The 19,866-nt window shown below is 65.8% G+C and carries 20 protein-coding genes; 14 read left to right on the forward strand and 6 right to left on the reverse strand.

The window, feature by feature from the left end; translation table 11 throughout:
- Nucleotides 1-3: 3 nt before the first annotated feature.
- The 6 genes from AX730_RS03380 (at nucleotide 4) to AX730_RS03405 (ending at nucleotide 5,160) form a co-directional block, all read left to right on the forward strand.
- Complete coding sequence (locus AX730_RS03380; RefSeq protein ID WP_062351947.1) at nucleotides 4-375, forward strand: diacylglycerol kinase; 372 nt, start codon at nucleotides 4-6, stop codon at nucleotides 373-375.
- Nucleotides 376-429: 54 nt separating this feature from the next.
- Entirely contained in the window at nucleotides 430-1,164 is a 735-nt protein-coding gene (locus AX730_RS03385; protein WP_157074082.1) for a hypothetical protein, read from the forward strand.
- Between the two features lie 47 nt (nucleotides 1,165-1,211).
- Complete coding sequence (locus AX730_RS03390) at nucleotides 1,212-2,915, forward strand: ArnT family glycosyltransferase (RefSeq protein ID WP_062351953.1); 1,704 nt, start codon at nucleotides 1,212-1,214, stop codon at nucleotides 2,913-2,915.
- A gap of 157 nt (nucleotides 2,916-3,072) precedes the next feature.
- On the forward strand, nucleotides 3,073-3,864 hold the full coding sequence (locus tag AX730_RS03395) for a phosphatase PAP2 family protein (protein WP_083537693.1): 792 nt from the start codon (nucleotides 3,073-3,075) through the stop codon (nucleotides 3,862-3,864).
- Between the two features lie 226 nt (nucleotides 3,865-4,090).
- Nucleotides 4,091-4,825, forward strand: a complete 735-nt coding sequence (locus AX730_RS03400) for a glycosyltransferase family 2 protein (RefSeq protein WP_062351958.1) — start codon at nucleotides 4,091-4,093, stop codon at nucleotides 4,823-4,825.
- A 2-nt stretch (nucleotides 4,826-4,827) separates the two neighbouring features.
- On the forward strand, nucleotides 4,828-5,160 hold the full coding sequence (locus tag AX730_RS03405; protein WP_062351961.1) for a lipid-A-disaccharide synthase N-terminal domain-containing protein: 333 nt from the start codon (nucleotides 4,828-4,830) through the stop codon (nucleotides 5,158-5,160).
- Between the two features lie 47 nt (nucleotides 5,161-5,207).
- Here the strand turns inward: AX730_RS03405 and AX730_RS03410 are convergent, their stop codons facing one another.
- Genes AX730_RS03410 through AX730_RS19335 form a run of 3 tightly spaced genes read right to left on the reverse strand, consistent with a single transcriptional unit; the run spans nucleotide 5,208 to nucleotide 6,815 of the window.
- Nucleotides 5,208-5,849, reverse strand: a complete 642-nt coding sequence (locus AX730_RS03410; protein ID WP_198147002.1) for a DsbA family protein — start codon at nucleotides 5,847-5,849, stop codon at nucleotides 5,208-5,210.
- Nucleotides 5,850-5,863: 14 nt separating this feature from the next.
- Complete coding sequence (locus AX730_RS03415) at nucleotides 5,864-6,478, reverse strand: cation efflux transmembrane domain-containing protein (protein WP_062351967.1); 615 nt, start codon at nucleotides 6,476-6,478, stop codon at nucleotides 5,864-5,866.
- Nucleotides 6,471-6,815 (reverse strand): efflux RND transporter permease subunit, encoded by a 345-nt coding sequence (locus AX730_RS19335; RefSeq protein ID WP_407071468.1) that lies wholly within the window; start codon nucleotides 6,813-6,815, stop codon nucleotides 6,471-6,473. The genes AX730_RS03415 and AX730_RS19335 overlap by 8 nt, the downstream gene beginning before the upstream one ends.
- A 113-nt stretch (nucleotides 6,816-6,928) precedes the next feature.
- On the opposite strand from AX730_RS19335, the gene AX730_RS03425 reads away from it, so the two are divergent.
- The gene (locus AX730_RS03425) at nucleotides 6,929-7,351 is read left to right on the forward strand and encodes a MerR family transcriptional regulator (RefSeq protein ID WP_062351973.1); all 423 of its coding nucleotides are present in this window, start codon (nucleotides 6,929-6,931) and stop codon (nucleotides 7,349-7,351) included.
- 40 nt (nucleotides 7,352-7,391) lie between these two features.
- Here AX730_RS03425 and AX730_RS03430 read toward each other — a convergent pair whose 3' ends face one another.
- Entirely contained in the window at nucleotides 7,392-8,567 is a 1,176-nt protein-coding gene (locus AX730_RS03430; RefSeq protein ID WP_062351976.1) for an MFS transporter, read from the reverse strand.
- A 146-nt stretch (nucleotides 8,568-8,713) separates the two neighbouring features.
- Here AX730_RS03430 and AX730_RS03435 point away from each other — a divergent pair, with 146 nt between their 5' ends.
- The 3 genes from AX730_RS03435 to AX730_RS03445 all read left to right on the forward strand — a co-directional run bounded on the left by AX730_RS03435 (nucleotide 8,714) and on the right by AX730_RS03445 (nucleotide 10,338).
- A complete protein-coding gene (locus AX730_RS03435) occupies nucleotides 8,714-9,379 on the forward strand; it encodes an ArsR/SmtB family transcription factor (RefSeq protein ID WP_062351979.1) in 666 nt (221 codons plus the stop codon).
- Nucleotides 9,380-9,388: 9 nt separating this feature from the next.
- A complete protein-coding gene (locus tag AX730_RS18350; protein WP_083537695.1) occupies nucleotides 9,389-9,769 on the forward strand; it encodes an OsmC family protein in 381 nt (126 codons plus the stop codon).
- Between the two features lie 293 nt (nucleotides 9,770-10,062).
- Entirely contained in the window at nucleotides 10,063-10,338 is a 276-nt protein-coding gene (locus AX730_RS03445; protein ID WP_062351986.1) for a transposase, read from the forward strand.
- 47 nt (nucleotides 10,339-10,385) lie between these two features.
- Here AX730_RS03445 and AX730_RS03450 read toward each other — a convergent pair whose 3' ends face one another.
- A complete protein-coding gene (locus AX730_RS03450; RefSeq protein WP_198147004.1) occupies nucleotides 10,386-13,202 on the reverse strand; it encodes a di-heme oxidoredictase family protein in 2,817 nt (938 codons plus the stop codon).
- Nucleotides 13,203-13,427: 225 nt separating this feature from the next.
- On the opposite strand from AX730_RS03450, the gene AX730_RS03460 reads away from it, so the two are divergent.
- Genes AX730_RS03460 through pdeM form a run of 4 tightly spaced genes read left to right on the forward strand, consistent with a single transcriptional unit; the run spans nucleotide 13,428 to nucleotide 19,111 of the window.
- The gene (locus AX730_RS03460; protein WP_062351997.1) at nucleotides 13,428-14,429 is read left to right on the forward strand and encodes a ligase-associated DNA damage response exonuclease; all 1,002 of its coding nucleotides are present in this window, start codon (nucleotides 13,428-13,430) and stop codon (nucleotides 14,427-14,429) included.
- Nucleotides 14,426-16,018, forward strand: a complete 1,593-nt coding sequence (locus tag AX730_RS03465) for an ATP-dependent DNA ligase (protein WP_062352000.1) — start codon at nucleotides 14,426-14,428, stop codon at nucleotides 16,016-16,018. The genes AX730_RS03460 and AX730_RS03465 overlap by 4 nt, the downstream gene beginning before the upstream one ends.
- Nucleotides 16,015-18,474: a ligase-associated DNA damage response DEXH box helicase gene (locus AX730_RS03470; protein ID WP_062352003.1), complete on the forward strand. Its 2,460-nt coding sequence runs from the start codon at nucleotides 16,015-16,017 to the stop codon at nucleotides 18,472-18,474. The genes AX730_RS03465 and AX730_RS03470 overlap by 4 nt, the downstream gene beginning before the upstream one ends.
- Entirely contained in the window at nucleotides 18,464-19,111 is a 648-nt protein-coding gene (pdeM, locus tag AX730_RS03475) for a ligase-associated DNA damage response endonuclease PdeM (RefSeq protein WP_062352029.1), read from the forward strand. The genes AX730_RS03470 and pdeM overlap by 11 nt, the downstream gene beginning before the upstream one ends.
- Before the next feature lie 54 nt (nucleotides 19,112-19,165).
- On the opposite strand, the gene AX730_RS03480 is transcribed toward pdeM, so the two are convergent.
- The gene (locus AX730_RS03480) at nucleotides 19,166-19,528 is read right to left on the reverse strand and encodes a helix-turn-helix domain-containing protein (RefSeq protein ID WP_198147006.1); all 363 of its coding nucleotides are present in this window, start codon (nucleotides 19,526-19,528) and stop codon (nucleotides 19,166-19,168) included.
- Between the last annotated feature and the right edge of the window lie 338 nt (nucleotides 19,529-19,866).

A 19,866-nucleotide genomic window follows, 5' to 3' on the forward strand; every position in this document is an offset into this window, starting at 1 on the left:
CCCATGGCTGATGGTTACGGACACCGTCCGCGCGGACCCAAGCGTCTGATGATGGCCACCCGCTGGTCCATGCAAGGCCTTCGCGCGGCGTGGCTGCACGAGTCCTCCTTCCGGCTGGAAGTCGTGGTGGCCGTCGTCATGGCCCCCCTCGGCCTGCTACTGGGTGAGAGCGGCGTGGAGCGCGCGTTGCTGGCGGCGTCGGTGTTGCTCGTCCTGCCCGTCGAACTGCTGAACTCGGCCGTCGAGGCGGTCATCGAGCGCTATGGTCCCGAGCACCACGAACTGGCCGGCCGTGCGAAGGACATGGGCTCGGCCGCAGTGTTTCTGACCCTGGGCAGCGCTGCACTGGTCTGGTTCGCGATTCTCGCCGGCTAGGCATGCACCACATCTAGAGGCGCAATGGCTTACCTACTTCTTGCATCGCTTCTGGTGGCGGTGGGCTGGGGATTGAAGTCCGCCGTGGCGATTCCGCATCCGGATCTGCTGACGGTCATCGTCAGCAGCATCGTGGTGCTGGGCGGCTCACTGTTCTGGGTGGTGCTTACCTTGCACGGATTGGACTTGGCCGTGGCACTTCGGCGCTCCAATCGCGCATTCGTGTCCGATTTCGTCTCCGCGATCCGGCCACGCCCGCGAGAACTGCTGATCGCCATTCCCCTCGCGATGGTGGGCTTGCTGGTCATCTACCGATCGGTGGGTGCAGCGGACACCTGCGTCGTCGCATTGAGTGTGCCGTTCTATGCGCTGGCAATGGCGGCAGCCATCAGTGCGAGTCCGTCGGAAGGCAAGACGTTCCCGCGATGGCGCATGGGCCTGATACTCAATGCCGTCTACATCGTCTTGCTGTGCATCGGCACGGGCTTGCACACGTGGGTGGTCACGCACCCTGCCACGGCCGCGGCAGAAGCTTGGCTCGGGGTCACGTCCGTCATCGTCGCGATGGTGGCCTTCGTGTCGGCCTCCAAGTTTCGCTCCTCGATCGAACGGGGACGCGCCCTCGGATCGCCCGTGCTGGATGAACTGGGCGGCCGGCTTCCGGCACTGGAAGGCACGCCAACAACGGCAGACGGCACGGACGATCGCCAGCCTGACGGTCCTGCAGGACGATCCGCTGGATCACCCAAGCCCCGGCATCGGCGGCCCAAGCCTCGTCGGCGCACCTAGTCGCGCATTGACGCTCTCCTCCATTTCGGCTCTTGCGGGCAGCATGCATGTATTACTCCTTTCGCAATACCTCTGCAGGTCGGATGCGATGGTTGATCTTTCTGGTCATCGCCTCCCTGCTGGCCGGCCTTGGCCTGCGCGAGCCGATGCCGGCGGACGAACCGCGCTTCGTGCTGGCCGCCAAAACAATGGTGGAAACGGGGCAGTGGCTTTTTCCCTATCGCGGGATCGAGCTCTATGCCGAGAAACCACCAACGTTCATGTGGCTGCAGGCAGCGAGCTATCTGCTGGTGCGCAGTTGGAATGTCGCATTCCTGCTGCCGTCCTTGCTGGCCGCCTTGCTGACGCTCTGGTTGAGTGGCGACCTCGCACGCCGGTTGTGGGGTAAACGGGCGGCCGCGTATGCGGTGCTGGGTCTGTTTGTCTGCCTTCAGTTCGTCCTGCAAGCCAAGCGTGCGCAGATCGACATGGTGTTGGTGGGAATGACCACGCTCTCCCTGTGGGCGCTGACGCGCTACTTGCTGGAGAAGCCCAGTCCATGGCTGCTGATGCTGGGCACTTTCGCCGCCGGCCTGGGAACGGTGACCAAAGGGGTCGGCTTCCTGCCGGTGCTCGTGTTCATTCCCTGGCTATGGGTGCGGTGGAAGTCGCACTACGCCCTGCCCCCTCATCGAGCAGTACACATCGCGGCTGGCCTGACGGGATTCCTGCTGGGCGTCGGTGTCTGGCTGGCGCCCATGCTCACCACCGTGCTCATGTCGTCGGATTCGACCCTGCACGCCTATGCGCGCGAAATGCTGTTCAAGCAAACCGGCACGCGCTATGCCAATGCCTGGCATCACGTGAAGCCCGCCTGGTACTACCTGCAGTCGATGCTCACGCTGTGGCTGCCTGGCATCCTGCTCGCGCCCTGGCTGCTTCCGGCGTGGTGGCGGCGCCTGCGACGTGTCGATCCGCGCTATGCGCTCCTGCTGGGATGGGCGCTGCTGGTGCTGGTCTTCTTCACCGCCAGCCCCGGCAAGCGCGAGGTCTATATCTTCCCGATGCTGCCGGCCCTGGCGGTGGCCGCTTCACCGTTGCTGGCCGGCCTGCTGGGCCGCCGCGCTGTCCGGGCCGTGGTGTGGTCCTACTTGGCCGTGCTGGTGTCGGTCGCCGGCATGCTCGCGCTGTGGCTGATGTTCGCCCCGCCCGAGCGACTGCAGGGATTGGTCGAAGGCCGCAGCATGGACATGGCGACGGTAGCTCGACTGAGCTGGTGGCTGCTCGGATTCTCGCTGATGGCGCTGATCGTGATGATCGCCTTGCGCCGGCGCGTCGCACTCGCGTTGATCGCGGTAACGGCGGCGCTGTGGACCGTCTATGGCGTGGGGCTGATGCCGGCGCTCAGTCCGGGCAGTTCGGCCAAGGTGCTGATGGATCGCGTGGGTCAAAGCATCGATCTGGACGCCGAACTGGCCATGCTCGGCTGGCGTGAGCAGCACCTGTTGCAAGCCGATCGCCCCGTCACGGAGTTCGGCTTCAAACGGCCCTGGGTTGAACAATGGCAACAGGCCCACGCCTGGCTGCTGCAAGCCCCCGAGCGGCGATGGCTGTTCCTGCGCAAGGAGGCGATCGGCCCGTGCCTTGATCCTGCGCGGGTCATCGACATCGGCGCATCCAATCGGCGCGACTGGATCCTGGCGCCCGGCACCGCATGGCTCCCCGGGTGCGAAGTGCCTGCGACGTGGTCTGCCGATGTCAGTGAAGACTGACGCTTGGCCGAGCCGAATGTCCACCGCCTTTCTGCTTGCAGCGTGCACTCAGGCGATGCCGGCAGGACCAGGAAGCGACGCCCTGCAAGCAGCGATGCTGCGCATGTCATGTGGCGAATGAACCATTCACTCCACACCGGATCTCGCGAACACTCCAATGGCTGACATCCCCTCCCCTGCCCGCACCTCCAGCGCACGCCTGCCGGACGGGGCCACCGCCGCTACCGATGCCTCGCGTCCTGCATTCCCACCCTTCGACTGGCGTCGGGGGCTCCTTCTTCCCTGCATGACGCTCGTTGCGATCGCCGTCATCCTGACCGGCGAGCTGGACATGAAGATTGCGTCCTGGCTCTACTCGGCGGGGGGCAACGAATGGATCCACAGGAATGGCTTCTGGACAGAGAGCGTCATTCACAAGGCTGGACGTCTCGTTACCTATGCGGGTGTCCTCTTCCTGATCACGCTGGTGTCGCTCGGTTACTTCGTGCCAGGGGTGCGCCCTCGGCGCAGGTCATTGATCTGGCTCCTGATCGCGGTCGTGCTGTCCACTGGAATCGTGTCCATCGTGAAGCGATATTCCGGCCTTGACTGCCCGTGGAGCATTTCCGGGCTGGGCGGCACCCGTCCCTACATCACCCTGTTCGACCTCCGGCCCATGGCGTCCGGCTGCTTTCCATCCGGTCATGCCAGCGGGGGATACGCATGGCTTGCCCTGTACTTCTTCTGCCTGGAGGCATACCCAAGGCTTCGCTGGGCAGGATTCGCCGCGGGGCTTGGCTTGGGGCTCATCTTCGGCGTAGGCCAGCAGCTGAGAGGCGCGCACTTTCTATCTCATGATGTCGTTACGGTACTCATCTGCTGGACCGTCCCGGCGCTGCTCTACATGGCGCGGAAGAGCCCGGTGCCACCGCCTTCCGGCAGCATCCTCGCCCGCTCCGCAGCTCGCTGAAGACGCAGGGCACGCGCATCCGGGCGTCTGCAAAGACCCTCCAGTGGCTGATGGGCACCGCGCGACGAACTCGCCGAATCCCATGACCGCATAGAATGGCCTGCCGAAAAGGGGGCGTCTGAAGCGCCCCCGCCTCGGTACATGCTGCGTGCGGGCGAAGATTGAACATTGATCGCCCGCCCCGCAACGTCATCGAACTCTCATGCCACCACACACAGTTGCCGCCATGACCAGTCTTTCCGTCGTCATTCCCGTCTTCAACGAGCGGGACAATATCGGTCCACTCGTCCATGAGGTCGTGGGCCGCCTGCGGGACCGCGTCGCCTTCGACATCATCTGCGTGGATGACGACTCCGAAGACGACACGCGCGACGTGCTGGCATCGCTCAATGCCGACATTCCGGAGCTACGCGTGATCGTTCACCAGACACGGAGCGGCCAGAGCGCTGCCATCCGCACCGGCGTGAAGCAGTCGACCTCGCCCTGGATCGCCACGCTGGATGGGGACGGACAGAACGACCCTGCCGACATCCTCACGCTGTTGTCCGCTCGCGAGGGCGCGGCTCCCGTCGTGCGGCTGTTCGCCGGCTGGCGAACGCAACGGAAGGACACCGCGAGCAAACGCCTGGCGTCTCGGTGGGCCAACCGCATCCGCCAGTACTTCCTTCGCGACGACACGCCCGACACGGGATGCGGCATCAAGCTGTTCGAGCGGATCGCGTTCCTGGATCTGCCCTACTTCGACCATATGCATCGCTATCTTCCGGCGCTGATGCAGCGCGCCGGCTGGAAGACGATCAGCGTGCCCGTGTCGCATCGCCCGCGCAACGCAGGTCAGTCCAAATACACCAACCTGCATCGGGCCTGGGTCGGCATACGCGACCTGATGGGCGTGGCGTGGCTGATCCAGCGCAGTCATGTCAGTGGCGTCACCGAAATGACCAAGGGTCCAAGGCCGTGAACATGATGGATCAGGAAATCGTCTGGCTCAGCTGGACCGGCATGCGTGCCACGCCGTGGAAGCTCATCGGCCTGACGGGCGCTTCACTGTTCGGTGCACGTTGGCTTGTGCAGTTCGTGGCGTCCCGTCGCGCGGGACGCCCGGTGATTCCGCGCCTGTTCTGGTACATGAGCCTGTGCGGCAGCTTGATGGCGCTGAGCTACTTCCTGTTTTCCTCCAAACAGGATGCCGTCGGCGTACTTCAGAACCTGTTGCCCGCCTTTACGGCGGGCTACAGCCTGTACCTGGACGTCCGGCACCAGCGCGATGCGAAGCAGTCGGAAGGCAGCCGCTAGGGCATCTGCAGCGCCGGCCCTGGTGATCGCTTGCAGACTGCAGGCGGTTACTTCTTTCTTGCCCGCGACAATTCGGCGTTCACCAGCGCCTCGAGCTGCTCGGGCCCAAGTTCGGCAAGCTGCTTTCCATTGACATAGAACGTCGGCGTGCCCTGGATCTTCGCCGCTTCAACAGCGGCCACTTCACGCTTCATCAGGGTTTCCACGGCGCCAGTCGCGATGTACTGCTGCGCGAGCTTGCGGTCCAGTCCGGCTTGAACGGCGAAATCCCACACCTTCTCGGGGTCGGAGCCTCGATGACTGGCCCAGACCGGCTGGTGCTGCATAAGCGCATCCATCACGGGCACGAGACGCTTCTGCTGGCGGGCGGCTTCCAGCACGTTGATGGCCTGCCTCGACACCGCTCCATGGAACGGGACGTAACGGATCACCAGGCGCACGTCTTTCGGATTGGCCGCCAGCAACTGCTTAACGTGCGGGTACATCGCCCTGCACGATTCACAGGCAGGGTCGAAAAATTCCACGATGGTGACCGGAGCGGTAACAGGCCCCATGGAAGGAGCGTTTGCCGGCGCCAGGGCATTGGCGGCCGTTGGTGACTGGGCAGAGGCCCCGTCAGCATACGAAGTGCCAAAAGCAAGTGCGGCGGCCAGCAGGATCGTCAGGCCAGACGTCGTTCGAGTACTCATTATCGTCTCCAGGGTTAGCGTGAAGCTTTGAACTGCGGCCATGCCCCGCGGATGACGCGGATGGCAGAGCGAAGGAAGATCAAGGCGATGATCGACCCGACCACGATATCGGGCCACGGGGAATTCAGCCACGCGGCTGCCAACAGCACGCCGAAATTGGCGGCCACGTCATTGCGCGAGCACTCGAACGTGCTGCTCATGTTGACGTTGAGTTTGCGGAAGCGCCACAGCAACGCGAGGCAGGTCAGATTCGCCAGCAAGGCCAGACTGCCGAAGATTAGCATCAGCTTGCTGGACGGCGGAACGCCATGGATCAGCTTGAGGATGATCTCGACCACGATCACCGCAAAGAGGAACAGGATCAGGCCACCTTTTGCCAGTGCGGCACCCGCCTCCCATTTGGCTCCCCGGTTGATGACGTACAGACTGAGCGCGTAGACCAGCGCGTCGCCCAGCATGTCCACGGCATCGGCCTGCAGCGCCGAGGAGTGGGCGATGATGCCGGCACCGAACTCGATGAAGAACATCAGCGCATTGATCGCCAGGACGATCAGCAGGACCCGTCGCTGGTCCTTCTTCAGCGCGAGTTGTGCGATCTCATCGCCTTTCTTCGAACAGCACTCATCCATTTCCAGAGCCTCCCGGCAAAAGCGCATCCTCGGCGAGGCGCGCGACGTTGAGATGAAGCATTGGCAGCACGACCATCGTCAGCGACGTCGCGGTCGCGGTCGCCAGCCCATCAATGACGAACGTCGCCGGCAGCCGTTGCGCCTCGGCGCCCGTACCCGTCGCCAATGCCATGAGGACGAAACCCGGCGCGGCCACCAGGGCGGTCATCAGCAGGCGGTGCATGGCTGCACCCTGCGTCATGCGCGGGATGCGACTGCGCTGATCCACGCGGCCATGCACTTGCGCGGATGGCCGCACACCGTCCAGCGCCTGCGCGGCGGGAATGGCCAGCAGCAAGGTCGCCGTGGCGAATCCGGGGATGTTGGGGGGCAAGAGGCGGCCCATCAGTCGGCGTTCCGGTCGGGATCGGGCTATCCTTGTAAAGGTTGAAGTAGCTATAAGGTCAACCCATGAAGGACCTGATGACCATCGGCGAGGCCGCCAGGGTCACCGATACCCGCCCCGAGACGATCCGCTACTACGAAAAGATCGGCCTGCTGCCCGCCCCACCGCGGTCGGCCGGCAACTACCGGGGGTACAGCGCCAGGGAGGTTTCGCGTCTGGGATTCGTCCGGCGCGCGCGCGAGCTCGGTTTCTCCATCGAACAGATCCGCGAACTGATGCAGCTCTCGGAACAGCACGACCATGACTGCTGCACCGTGGATGATCTGACGCGCGGTCACATCGTGGCGATCGAACAGAAGGTCGCGGACCTGCATGCGTTGAAGCAGGAACTGCAGTCGCTGCTGAGCGCCTGCCAGGGCGGGCGCGTGGCGCAATGCCGGATTCTGGAAGCACTGAGCCCCGCGATTCAATCCGGCGCGGCCAACTGAAATCGTCCTGGCGGACTTCCCGCGCCAGATCGCGGGTGCGTCAGGCGGTCGATCGCCGCCTGTGCAGCCACACCAATGCAACGACCGCTACGAGAATCCACGGCACCAGCGCGAAGTTCATCCGCTGCCACCCCAACGTGTCCAGAAGACCGCCCGCACCGAGCGAACAGGCCAAGCCCACAAAGAATATGGTCATGTCGTTGACGGCCTGCGCTTTCGCCTTCTCCGATGGCCTGTATGTGGTCGTCACCAGTGTGGTGCCACCGATGTACATGAAGTTCCAGCCTACTCCCAGCAGGACCAACGACACAGCGAACGAATTGAAGCCGGTCCCGCCCAGCGTTGTCAGGATGTGAGCCAGGAAGATCGCTGCACCTGCCAGCATCACCCGGATAGCGCCGAATCGGGCGATGAGCGATCCGGTAAAGAAGGACGGCAGGAACATGCCCAGCGTATGCAGCTGAATGACGGTGGCTGCGCTGCTGAGTTCGTGGTGATGGTGCACCATCGCAATCGGCGTGGCGGTCATCGCCAGGATCATGATGCCGTAGCCGGTTGCTGCGCCGAACAGTGCGACGAGGTACGCCGGCTGGATCACGATCTCATGCCAGGGCCTGGCAGGGCCTTGCGCTGCGGCTTGATCGCTGGCCGCAGGAATGCGCAATCCGAGAAGTACTCCCGATGCGACAAGGGACACCACGCTCAGGATCAGGAACGATCCCATGTACTCGGGGGACAACAGCGATCCTCCCAGTCGAGCCAGCATCGGACCCACCAGGGCAGCCACGATGCCGCCAGCAAGTACCAAGGAGATCGCTCTGGCCTTGAAGGCCTCGTCCGCTACCTCACCTGCCGCAAACCGATAGAACTGGGCGAATGCCTGGTAGGCACCGACAAAGAACGTACCCGTTGCCAGCAGGCCAAGCGAGCGTTCGTGTATGCCGAACGCAGCGATCAGTCCACCAAGAAGCCCGAAGAAGGTTCCGCAGAGAAATCCCGCTCTCCGCCCTACGCGCGCCATCCACATGGCGCCCGGGAAGGTAATGCTGGCCGTTCCCAGGAACATGGTGGCGATCGGCAGGGTCGACCATCGCGGCGAGTCAGCCAGCTGGGCACCCGCAAGACCACCCACCGTCATGACGATGACGGAAACGATCTGGAACAGTGCTTGTGCGCTCGCAAGGATGACGACCTGTCGATGCATGGCCTTGAACATGTGCTCGTTGTCCTTGCTGGGTACCGCGAATGCTTGGAATCAGAATTTGAGCGGGACGAAGGGCACGTGCAGCGCGATCCGTGGCGTCCCTGCGAGTGATACAATCATTCAACGCTTCGATTGAATGATTCTCGTGAGGGCGGCCCATGTCAAGCACCCCCAAGCAAACGATCTACGCTCACCTGGCTGAAATCGCGCAAGCGCTGGGCCATGCCAATCGCCTGGAACTGCTCGAACATCTGGCGCAAGGCCGGCGTAGTGTCGAGACGCTGTCAGGTCTGACGGGATTGAGCTTTGCCAATACGAGCCGTCATCTGCAGCTGCTGCGTCGCGCGCGCCTGGTGGATACCGAACGCCAGGGCAAGCATGTGTTGTACAGACTGGCCGGCGACACGGAAGTCGTGTCCGTGATCAGCGCGCTTGGCAGGCTTGGCGAGCGGAATGTCGCGGAGGTGGACCAGGTGATTCGCGACTACTTCAATCAGCGCGACAGCCTGGAGCCAGTATCTCGAAACGAACTTCTCAAGCGCATCGAGGATGGAACGGTGTCCGTACTCGATGTGCGTCCTGGCGAGGAGTTCGCGCTCGGGCATGTGCCGGGGGCGCTCAGCATTCCCATGGAAGAGCTGGAGCGTCGGCTGGCCGAGCTTCCCAAGGACAAGGACATCATCGCGTACTGCCGGGGACCTTACTGCGTCATGTCCTTCGAAGCGGTAGCGACATTGAGAAGAAAGGGGTATCGCGTGCGTCGTTTGGAGGAAGGCTTCGCCGAATGGAAAGCAGCGGGACTCGCGGTTTCAACTCAAGCCTGAAGAACAGACATGATCAACGCCACAAGTCGCCCAACACCCTACCAATCCGAACTCAACAGCCCTTCGCACACCCTGCTCTCTGATGCTCCTGTCGGAAAAGGTGGCGGCGGTGCGGGTTTCGGAGCCCATCAGCTGCTGGAAGCATCCTTGGCAAGTTGCATGAACATGGCGGTGCGCATGCATGCCGATGCGCAAGGCTACGCGCTTCGCCATGTCTCGACACAAGTCAGCCTGGACTGGCCCGACGACACAACCACACGCTTCTCCTACGCAATCGTTCTGGAAGGCGACCTAACTCAGGGGCAGCGGGATGAACTGCACGCCGTGGCCGATAGCTGCCCGGTCCGCAGGACGCTTGCCAACCGGCTTGTTTTTGAAGAAGGGGTCTGATCGACGTTCGGCCAAGGACGGTCCGAAAAACAAGGCTGGGTTGCGAGAATCCCCCTGCCCTGTCAGATCGATCTAGACGCAACGCAGTGTCGGCGACGTGCAGTACACCGGCGAGCGCAAGCGTAGGCAACGCGATCGGCTGGGGGCGATGCTGCGCGTTCCCATTCTGCAGCGGTGGTGCGCGCCCGATGAACCAGCCGACGACGCGGCCGTGTACGGCACGATCGTGGATGCCGCGATCGTTGCCGCGTCCGGTTCCGCCTGGCGGCCAGGGCGGTGGACGGGATCCTGGCATGCGCCAGGCGAAGAAGATCCATCCGTATCGCGTCGGGATGAAAGCGCGCATCGGTGTGGACGAGCAATCCAGTCCGATGCTCCATGCGGAATGCACCGCAGCCAACGTGGCCGATATCACCCGGACGCACGAACCGCTGCGCGGCATGGAAGACATGACGTGCGGCGACAGCGGCCATACCGGTCGCCGAGCGGATGGACCGCCTGTGATCCGGCGCTGCCCGGAAATGCGCCGGAAACGGCAGATGGGCGAGGAGCCGCGCATGCCGGTGTAGCGGATGAGGCCTCCATCGCCCCCGGGGCCGTGTTGTCCAGAACGCCCCTAGAGGGACTTGAGGAAATCGACCAGTGCTCGGCGTTCCTCGGCACTCATGGCCTCGAAACGCTGCTTCGCCGCAGTCCCCTGCCCGCCGTGCCACAGCACGGCCTCTTCCAGCGTGGCTGCGCGGCCATCGTGCAGATAGCGCACGTTGGGATCGATCGTCGCGGCCAGGCCCAGGCCCCACAGCGGTGGCGTGCGCCATTCGCGTGCGGTGGCGCGGCCTTCGATGTAGGTGTCGGCCAGCTCCGGACCCATGTCGTGCAGCAGCAGATCGCTATAGGGACGGATGGTCTGGTAGCGCAGTTCGACGAACCGGTGGTGGCCGGTGCGCAACTCGGGCACATGGCACGTGCTGCAGCGCGCCGCCTCGAACAGCTGCGCACCGCGCTTGACACGCAACTGGCGCGCACGCGCCTGCGCATCCTGCTCCAACGGATTATCGAAATCGCGCCGCGGCGGCACGCCCAGCAGGCTCAGGTAGAGCGTGGTCTGGTGGATGTCGGCGGCGGTCAGCTTCGCACTGCCGGTGTCGACCTGCGCGCAGGCCGTACCCTGGCTGCCGCGCGCGCATTCCAGCGACGACATCAGTGGCGACGTCACGCCCATGTCGGTGTTGAACGCCAGCGAGGCCTGCTGTTCGAGCGTTGCAGCCGCCGCCTTCCAGCCGAACCGGCCCACGCGACTGACGCCGGCATCGCGCGCGTCGGCGACGATCTGCAACCGGCCCGCGACACCGTCTGGATCGCCCTGTTGCGAAAGCGCCAGCCGTTCCAGTTGCTGCTCGGGCACCGCCTCCAGCAGACCCAGGCCAACGAGGGAAGGCGCCACGCGCACCGACAGCGCGGTCGGCAAAGCCAGCGGCTGGCCGGCGCGATCACGCAGGGCATAGTTCGGCCGACGCAGCGTGTAGCCCGTGCCGTCGGCATAACGACCCGGCACTTCGGTATAGCCGGTGAGGACCAGTTCGGCTTCGCGGCCATCGACATTGGCGCCCGCCTCGCGGTACGTGCCCTGCTGCAACCTCAGGCCAAAGCGTGTATCCGGCGCCTGCATGCCCACGCCCGCCGCGCCGACGAACACACCCAGCCGGTTCAGCGGTGTACCGACCACTGGCGAGCTGCGGCCATTGCCCGTGTGGCAGTCCACGCAGCGCGTCTGCGAAAAGGCCGGCGCGCTCTTGCCGGCATGCGCGGCGAAGACCGTGTTGCTTTCTTCCGAGTGGCGGCCACTGACGAAGGAAGTATGGATCAACCGGCGCCCTTCCGCCCACGGCTGCATGTTGTAGCCGGCGATGTTGTGCGAGGCCTGCTGCAACATGCGGAACGGCTCGCTGGACGTGTCTTCGTGCAGCGTCATCGATGGGCCGGCCGACAGTGCCTCCGACGGCATCGCCAGCGAATCCAGCGGGCGCTGCACGCCGTAACCCGGACCGCGGTACCACGACACGATGCCATGCGATCCGGCGCGGTAGACCAGCGCCTCGGCGTAGTAGTTGAAGCGGCCGATGAGGTCCGGGTTGCCCGCCAGGAAGATGCCCAGCTCGAACTCCACCAGGTCGCCTTTTCGCAGCGGGCGATGGGCCTCGTTGGCGGCGGTGCGGATCTCCTTCACCAGCACGAAGGCGTTGCCCGGCGCACCCGCCGGCGGTGTGTAATTGCTGTTGGGGTCCTGGCCAAGTTGCGCGTAGTTGGCGAGCGGCGTCTGTGCCGCCACGCCACCCGGCAGCACCTTCATGCCGCCGTTGTCAGCGTACAGCGCCACCGAGGTCGGCTCCAGCGGGTCCTCGCTGCGCCGGCCGATGTAGCCGTGGCGGAAATTGGTGCCGTACCAGTAGTGCTGCGGCTTCACCACCAGGGTCAGCACGCGCTGTTCGCCGGAGGTGCCGGGCACGGCATCGTCGTAGACGAGGATCTCGTGCGTGCGCCGTTCGAAGTACTGCGGTGGGAACACCTGGTAGCTGTCGTCGACGATGGGCTCGCGCGCGTGGCGATCGCGGACGCGACCGCCGACATGGGTCACCAGCGTGCCGTCGTCCTGGGTGTACTGGACCGGCGCCGCATCGTCCGGCCACAGCAGCGGCTGATAGGTAGCGGAGGGAGGCACCGGGCGCGGCGGCGGGATCAACGGCTGCGAGCCGTTCTCGCGCACCGGCAACGGTTCACCCGCACCCAGGTGGAACTGCTGGGCCGGTACCGCCGCACAGGCGATCTGCTCGACGGCAGCGCCTGCCGTCGTCGTGGCGCCGGCAATGCCCAGGCACTTGCCGCTGTTGACGTTGACGATGCGGTAGCGGTCGCTGGCATCGATCCGTTGCAGGCGGAAACGCTGCGCGCCGCTGCCGTTGTCGTCCCACTGCTGCACGATGACGTTGTCGGCGACGGACGCGGCGGGAATGTCGGCCGATTTCTGCGAGTGCAGGTTGCGCAGGCGGTACTGGCCAGCCGCAGGCTCGCTGATATCGAAGAACTGCCGGTGCAGCGTGGGATCGCAGGCCGATTGCACCAGCGGCGTGCCGTTGGCGGTACTGCCGTCGCGGATCTCGATGCACAGCCCGCTCGGTACGCTGGCGATGCGGTAGCGCCCCGGCGGCACCGGATCGACGTTGATGTTCTGCGGTGGCGCCGCCTGCGGTTCGGCGGCGGCCGCCGTCGCGCCGCTGGCCATCATCTGTCCGGAGGCGGACACGGAACGCGCACTGCTCCAGAACGGTGCATCACGCGCTTCGTCGGACGGCGCGGAGCACGCCGCCAGCAACATGGCGACCAGCAAGGACAGCACCGGCGCGCGACGGCACCGGACAAACGCGTGGGAATACATCGGGCACCGACTCCGTGGGGGACGCGTGGGGAACGTCGGCAGCACGTTCGCTTCTTTCCCCGAAGCGAACACGCGCCATCCGATGGCAGGACGCGGCATCGTCGCAGAGACGCGCCTCACGCCGCTGTGACCTTCGCCGCACAACCGATACGGACCGATCACCCGACGCGATGACCTTCGCACTGCTTCACCGCCCCTGTACGCGACATTGCGCAGTCTGCTGGCATGACGGCGACCCGAGGCGACCTCATCGTGCTGCGCCCCGAGGGCATGTACTGCCCGGCGGGCGATTTCTACATCGATCCCTGGCGTCCCGTCGAGACTGCGGTCATCACGCATGGCCATGGCGACCACGCGCGCATCGGCATGGCGCGCTACCACGCCGCCAGCGACGGCATGCCGATACTGCGCTGGCGCCTGGGCGAACAGGAATTCCACCCGCATGCCTACGGCGAATCGTTCCAGTTGGGGAGCGCGCGGGTGTCGCTGCATTCCGCCGGGCACGTGCTGGGCTCGGCACAGGTGCGGATAGACGTGGAAGGCGAGGTGTGGGTGGCATCGGGCGACTACAAGCGACAACACGACCCCACCTGCCCCGCCTTCGAGGTCGTGCCCTGCAACGTATTCATCACCGAAGCGACCTTCGCCCTGCCCGTCTACCGCTGGCCCGACACCCATGACGAGGTCGGGCGCATCGTCGAGTGGCGACGCGCCTGCGCGGCACGCGGGCGTACCGTCGTGCTGTACGCCTATGCGCTGGGAAAAGCGCAGCGCATCCTGGCTGAACTGGCGCGCTTCGACGAACCGCCGGTCTTCCTGCATGGCGCGGTCGATACCGGCGTGCAGGTGTATCGCCAGGCCGGCATCGAGCTGATTGCCACCGAGCCGGTCGGCGAACAGCCCAAGGGCAAGGACTACGCCGGTCGGCTGGTGATCGCGCCACCGTCGGCCGCAGGATCGACGTGGACGCGCCGCTTCCGCGACGCCGAGCACGGCTTCGCCTCCGGTTGGATGCGCTTGCGCGGCAACCGTCGTCGCCGCAACTACGATCGTGGCTTTGTCGTATCCGATCACGCCGACTGGCCAGCGTTGCTGGACACCATCGAGCAGACGGGCGCGAAGCGCATCATCGCCACCCACGGCAGCACCGATGCGCTGATCCGGCATCTTCGCGAGCGCGGTTGCGACGCGCAGGCGTTCTCCACCGGCTTCGGTGCCGGGGAATGAAGGCGTTCGCCGCCCTGTACCAGGTGCTGGAACACAGCACTGGCACGCTCGACAAGCGGGCGGCCATCGCCGACTACGTACGCCAGGTGCCACGCGCCGACGCCGCTTGGGGGCTGTGGCTGCTGGCGGGCAACAAGCTGCGCCGCGTCGCCGCAAGCGGTGAGCTGCGTACCTGGTGCGGCGAGGTTGCCGGGCTACCCGCATGGCTGGTCGACGACAGCTATTCGCACGTGGGCGACCTGGCGGAGACGCTGGCGCTGCTGCTTCCTCCCACGTCGTCGCCTGACGCGAATCTGCCGTTGCATGTGTGGATCGAACAGCGGCTGCTGCCGGTCACCGGTGCGGATGCGGAGACGCGGCAGCGCACGGTGATGGATGCGTGGGCACAGCTGCCCGAGGACGAACGCCTGGTGTTCAACAAGCTGCTGACGGGCGCGCTGCGCGTCGGCGTATCGCTGCGGCTGGTGCAACAGGCGCTGGCCGATCTCTCCGGGGTTCCCATCGCCCTGCTCGCCCAGCGCATGCTGGGCGACTGGCCGCCGACGCCGGACTTCCTCGCTTCGTTGCTGTCCCCGGAGGTGCAGCAGAGCGACCGGGAGCAGCCTTATCCCTTCTTCCTGGCCTCGCCCGTGGACGTCGCGGTCGAGCAACTGGGCGATGTCGACGAATGGCTGCTGGAATGGAAATGGGACGGCATCCGCCTGCAGATCATCCGTCGGCGGGACGAAGTCGCGCTGTGGTCGCGCGGTGAGGAACGGCTGGATGGCCGCTTTCCCGAGATCGAAATGGCGGCGCAGGCCCTGCCGCAGGATGCGGTGATCGACGGCGAACTGCTGGCCTGGGACGAAGGCGATGCACCCCTCCCCTTCTCCGCGTTGCAGACGCGTATCCAGCGCCTGCGCCCCGGCGCCAAGCATCTGGCGGCCGCCCCGGCGCGCGTGCTGGCGTACGACCTGCTGGAACTGGATGGCGAAGACCTGCGTGAATCGCCACTGGAGATCCGCCGACAGCGCCTGCGCGATCTCCTCGATGCGACCGCTGACCCCCGCCTGATGCTGTCGCCTGGCATACACGTCGGGACGTGGAATGAAGCAGCCGCCTTGCGTGAGACGTCGCGCGACCGTGGGGTGGAAGGACTGATGCTGAAACGCCTCGCATCGCCTTACCGCAGTGGCCGGCGACGCGGCGACTGGTGGAAGTGGAAGGTCGATCCACTGACCATCGATGCGGTGCTGCTCTATGCCCAAGCGGGCCACGGCCGCCGCAGCACGCTGTATACCGACTACACGTTCGGCGTGTGGAACGATGCCGATGAACTGGTGCCGGTGGCCAAGGCCTATTCCGGCCTCGGCGACAAGGACATCCTCGCGCTCGACCAGTGGATCCGCACGCACACGCGCGAACGGTTCGGCCCGGTACGCTCGGTCGCCGCGGAGCTGGTGTTCGAACTGGGCTTCGAGGGCGTCAACATCAGCAGCCGGCACAAGTCGGGCATCGCGGTCCGCTTCCCCCGCATCCTGCGCTGGCGCCATGACAAACGCGCTGCCGATGCGGATCGATTGCAGACGCTCCAGGCGCTGGCGCGATGACACCGCGCGCGCGTCTGGATCAGTGGTTTACCGCGCGGGGATGGACGCCGCTGCCTTTCCAGCGGCAGGCATGGCGTCACTATCTGGCCGGCGACTCGGGGTTGATCCATACGCCGACCGGCAGCGGCAAGACACTGGCGGCGTTTGGCGGCCCCCTGCTGGAGGCGCTGGTGGAGAACGCCAAGACCGCACTCCCCACCAGCCGTCGCGCACGCGCGCCACGTCCGCTGCGTGTGCTGTGGATCACGCCGCTGCGCGCGCTCGCTGCGGACACGACGCGTGCACTATCCGAGACCGCCGACGCACTGGGCTTGCCGTGGGCCGTCGCGCAACGCACCGGCGACGCCAGCGCACGCGACAAGCGGCTGGCACGCGGCGGCGAGCTGGACGTGCTGGTCACCACGCCGGAATCACTGTCGCTGCTGCTGAGCTATCCGGAGACGGCGCCGATGTTCGCCGACCTGCGCTGTGTCGTGGTCGACGAGTGGCACGAATTGATGGGCAGCAAGCGTGGCGTGCAGACGCAGTTGGCGCTGTCACGCCTGCGCCGCTGGTCGCCCTCGCTGCGCACCTGGGGACTGTCGGCGACGCTGGGCAATCTGGATGAGGCCTGCCGTGCGTTGCTGCCGCCCGGCGTTGCGCCGCACGTCCTGTCAGGCGCACGCCCGCGGACCATGACGCTGGAAACCCTGCTGCCTGCGGATGTCGTGCGGTTCCCGTGGAGCGGACACCTCGGGTTGAGCCAGCTTGCGGGCGTGCTGGAACGGCTGTTCACCGTGCGCACCAGCCTGCTGTTCACCAACACCCGAGCCCATGCCGAGCTGTGGCACCAGGCATTGGCGTCGGTGTGGCCGGAAGATGCCTCCACCCTGGCGCTGCATCACGGCTCGCTCGATCCCGCGGTGCGCCACCAGGCGGAAGCCGGTTTGCGCGATGCGAGCCTGCGCTGCGTGGTCGCCACCTCCAGCCTGGATCTCGGCGTCGACTTCCCGTCGGTCGACCAGGTGGTCCAGATCGGCAGCCCGAAAGGCGTGGCGCGACTGCTGCAGCGTGCCGGACGCGCGCGCCATCGTCCGGGGGAGACCGGGCACGTCCTCTGCGTGCCGACGCATGCGCTGGAACTGGCGGAGTACGCCGCAACGCGCACGGCGATCGCGGACGGCGTGGTCGAGACACGGCGGCCGCCCCGGCTGCCGCTGGACGTGCTGGCGCAGCACTGCGTCACCGTCGCGCTGGGCGGTGGCTTCGAGGCGGATGCGCTGTTCGAGGAGGTGCGTACCACCGACGCGTTCGCCTCCCTCGACGCTGCCACGTGGCAGCGCGTGATCGACTTCATCGTGCGCGGCGGCGATGCGCTGGAGCACTATCCCGAATACCGGCGCGTGGTACGCGACGCCGATGGCGTGCATCGCGTGCATGACCGCACGGTGGCGCTCCGTCATCGCCTGTCGATCGGCACCATCGCCAGCGACGGCAATGTCGCGGTCAAGTTCCTCCGCGGCGGCGGACTCGGCTCGGTGGAAGAAGCCTTCCTCAGCCGCCTTCGTCCCAGGGATCGCTTCCGCTTCGCGGGTCGACTGCTCGAACTGGTCAAGTTGCAGGACATGACCGCCTACGTCCGCCTGGTCAAGCAGGGGGACGGCATCGTGCCGCGCTGGATGGGCGGACGTATGCCGCTGTCGTCGCGCCTGGCGGCACAGGTGCAGGAGACACTGGCAAACGATCGCCATTCGCCGGAGATGCAGGCCTTGCAGCCACTGCTGGCCGTGCAGGAACGCCTGAGTCGTGTTCCTTCGCCGGGCCTGCTGCTGATGGAACTGGTCCGCCGTCGCGACGGCCAACACCTCTTCGTCTTCCCGTTCGCGGGCCGTCGTGCGCACGAAGGACTTGCCGCGTTGCTCGCCTGGCGCCTGGGGCAACGCGAAGCGAATACGTTTTCGCTGTCCGCCAACGATCTCGGCTTCATGCTGTCGCCGCAGGTGCCGCTGACGGTGGATGCGGACCTGCTGCATGGGCTGCTGACACCCGACGGCCTGATCGACGATCTCGCCCGGGGCGCCAACCTGGGCGAACTGGCGCGCCGGCAGTTCCGCGGTATCGCACGCGTGGCTGGATTGCTGCCGCCGTCCTTGCCTGGCCGGATGCCGCGCAGCCTGCGGCAACTGCAGGCATCGAGCGGTCTGTTGTTCGATGTACTGTCGCAGCACGATCCCGATCACCTGCTGCTCGCCCTTGCCCGTCGCGAAGCACTGGAGGACGACCTGCAGGTGGCCGGGATGGACGCGCTGCTGAGCCGGCTGCGCGCAGGCACCGCGGCATTGGAACGACCCGAGAGCCTGACGCCGCTGGCCTTCCCGTTATGGGCCGACGGCATGCGCGCGCAGCTCAGTACCGAGGCGTGGCACGTGCGTGTGCGCCGCGCCGCCGAGCAACTGGAACGACGACATGCACGCTAGCCAGGCGATCGAGCTGGCGGGAGAGCGGGTGCAGTTGCTGGCGGAGCGCGCCCTGTTCTGGCCGGCGCAGTCGCTGCTGCTGATCGCCGACCTGCATCTGGGCAAAGGCGAAGCACTGCGTCGCGGCGGCATCGCGGTGCCACGCGGCGGCACCCGGGACGACCTGCAACGGCTGCAGGCACTGCTTGAGCAGACACGGGCTCACGAGCTGTACGTGCTGGGCGACTTCCTCCACGGTGCCGTGACCAACGGCGCGTGGCAGGAGGAATGGCGTGCGTGGCGGATGCACCATGCGGATACGCGCATTGCCGTGGTGGCGGGCAATCACGACCGGCAGCTGCAGCGCCATGCTGCGGACTGGGATCTCGAACTCACGGTCGAGGGCGTGCAGCGTGGTCCATTCGAACTGCGCCATGTGCCACGCACGGGATCACGGCACGTCATCGCCGGGCACCTGCATCCGCGCCTGCGCTATCCCGGACTGCCGGGACGCTGGCCGGCGTTCTGGTTGCGGTCGGGCCTGAGCATCCTGCCAGCGTTCTCGCGCTTCACCGGCGGGTTGGACGCACGACGGGCGGAAGGAGACCGCTGCATCGCATGCCTGGATGGGCTCGTCGCGGAACTCCCATCGCGGTGACAAGATCCGGACGATGGCGTGGGTTCGCCGCCCCGCTGCCGACGATACGTCGCCTCAGTTCCGCGATGCCAGTTCCTCGATCAGCTTGCAGACCGTCGCGCGCTTCTTCGCGGGCAGGTTGCGGACGGCCTCCAGCACGCGGACCTCGATGTCGTCGACGGCGTACTCGATCGCGACCGCGGGCACTTCGATCTGGGGACATTCGGCCGCGTTGCCGCGACCGGTCGCGAGCCACTCGAAGGGCACGCGCGTGGCGACCGAGACGGTCGCCAGGTGCTCGACGCTGGGATGCGTTCCGCCATCCCGCTCCCACTGCGCCACGGCACTGCGGTTGACGCCCACTTCCTTCGCAAGTTGGCTCTGCGAGAGCTTGGCGAGCACGCGCGCCCGTCGAATACGCATGGCAATCGTCGTCATCCGGCCTTCTTCCATCCCTTGGCGTAAGCGCTTCTTACGACGAAGCGAATCTAACCCCAGCTTGTCCGCTATCTCTAACGGGTGGATCAGGCATCGATGCTTCTTCGATGCCGCCTTCGCTGGTGTCAGGACTACTAACGCGTTTCGCCGCATTGCGTCATTGCAGCCCCCTGTCGAATCACATTAGTAAGCTCTCCAGCATCACGCAACCCCCATCGAGGTATCTCGATTTACGTAACGGGACCGCGGGATCTGAAAACGTAACGGCAAACGACCGCACATCGACTACTCAGGGGTAGGTGGATGCTAGGAAGAGCGGAGCGGGCAGCAAGGTGGCG

The organism is Pseudoxanthomonas mexicana (assembly GCF_001556105.1).
Taxonomy (GTDB): Bacteria; Pseudomonadota; Gammaproteobacteria; order Xanthomonadales; family Xanthomonadaceae; genus Pseudoxanthomonas_A; species Pseudoxanthomonas_A mexicana_A.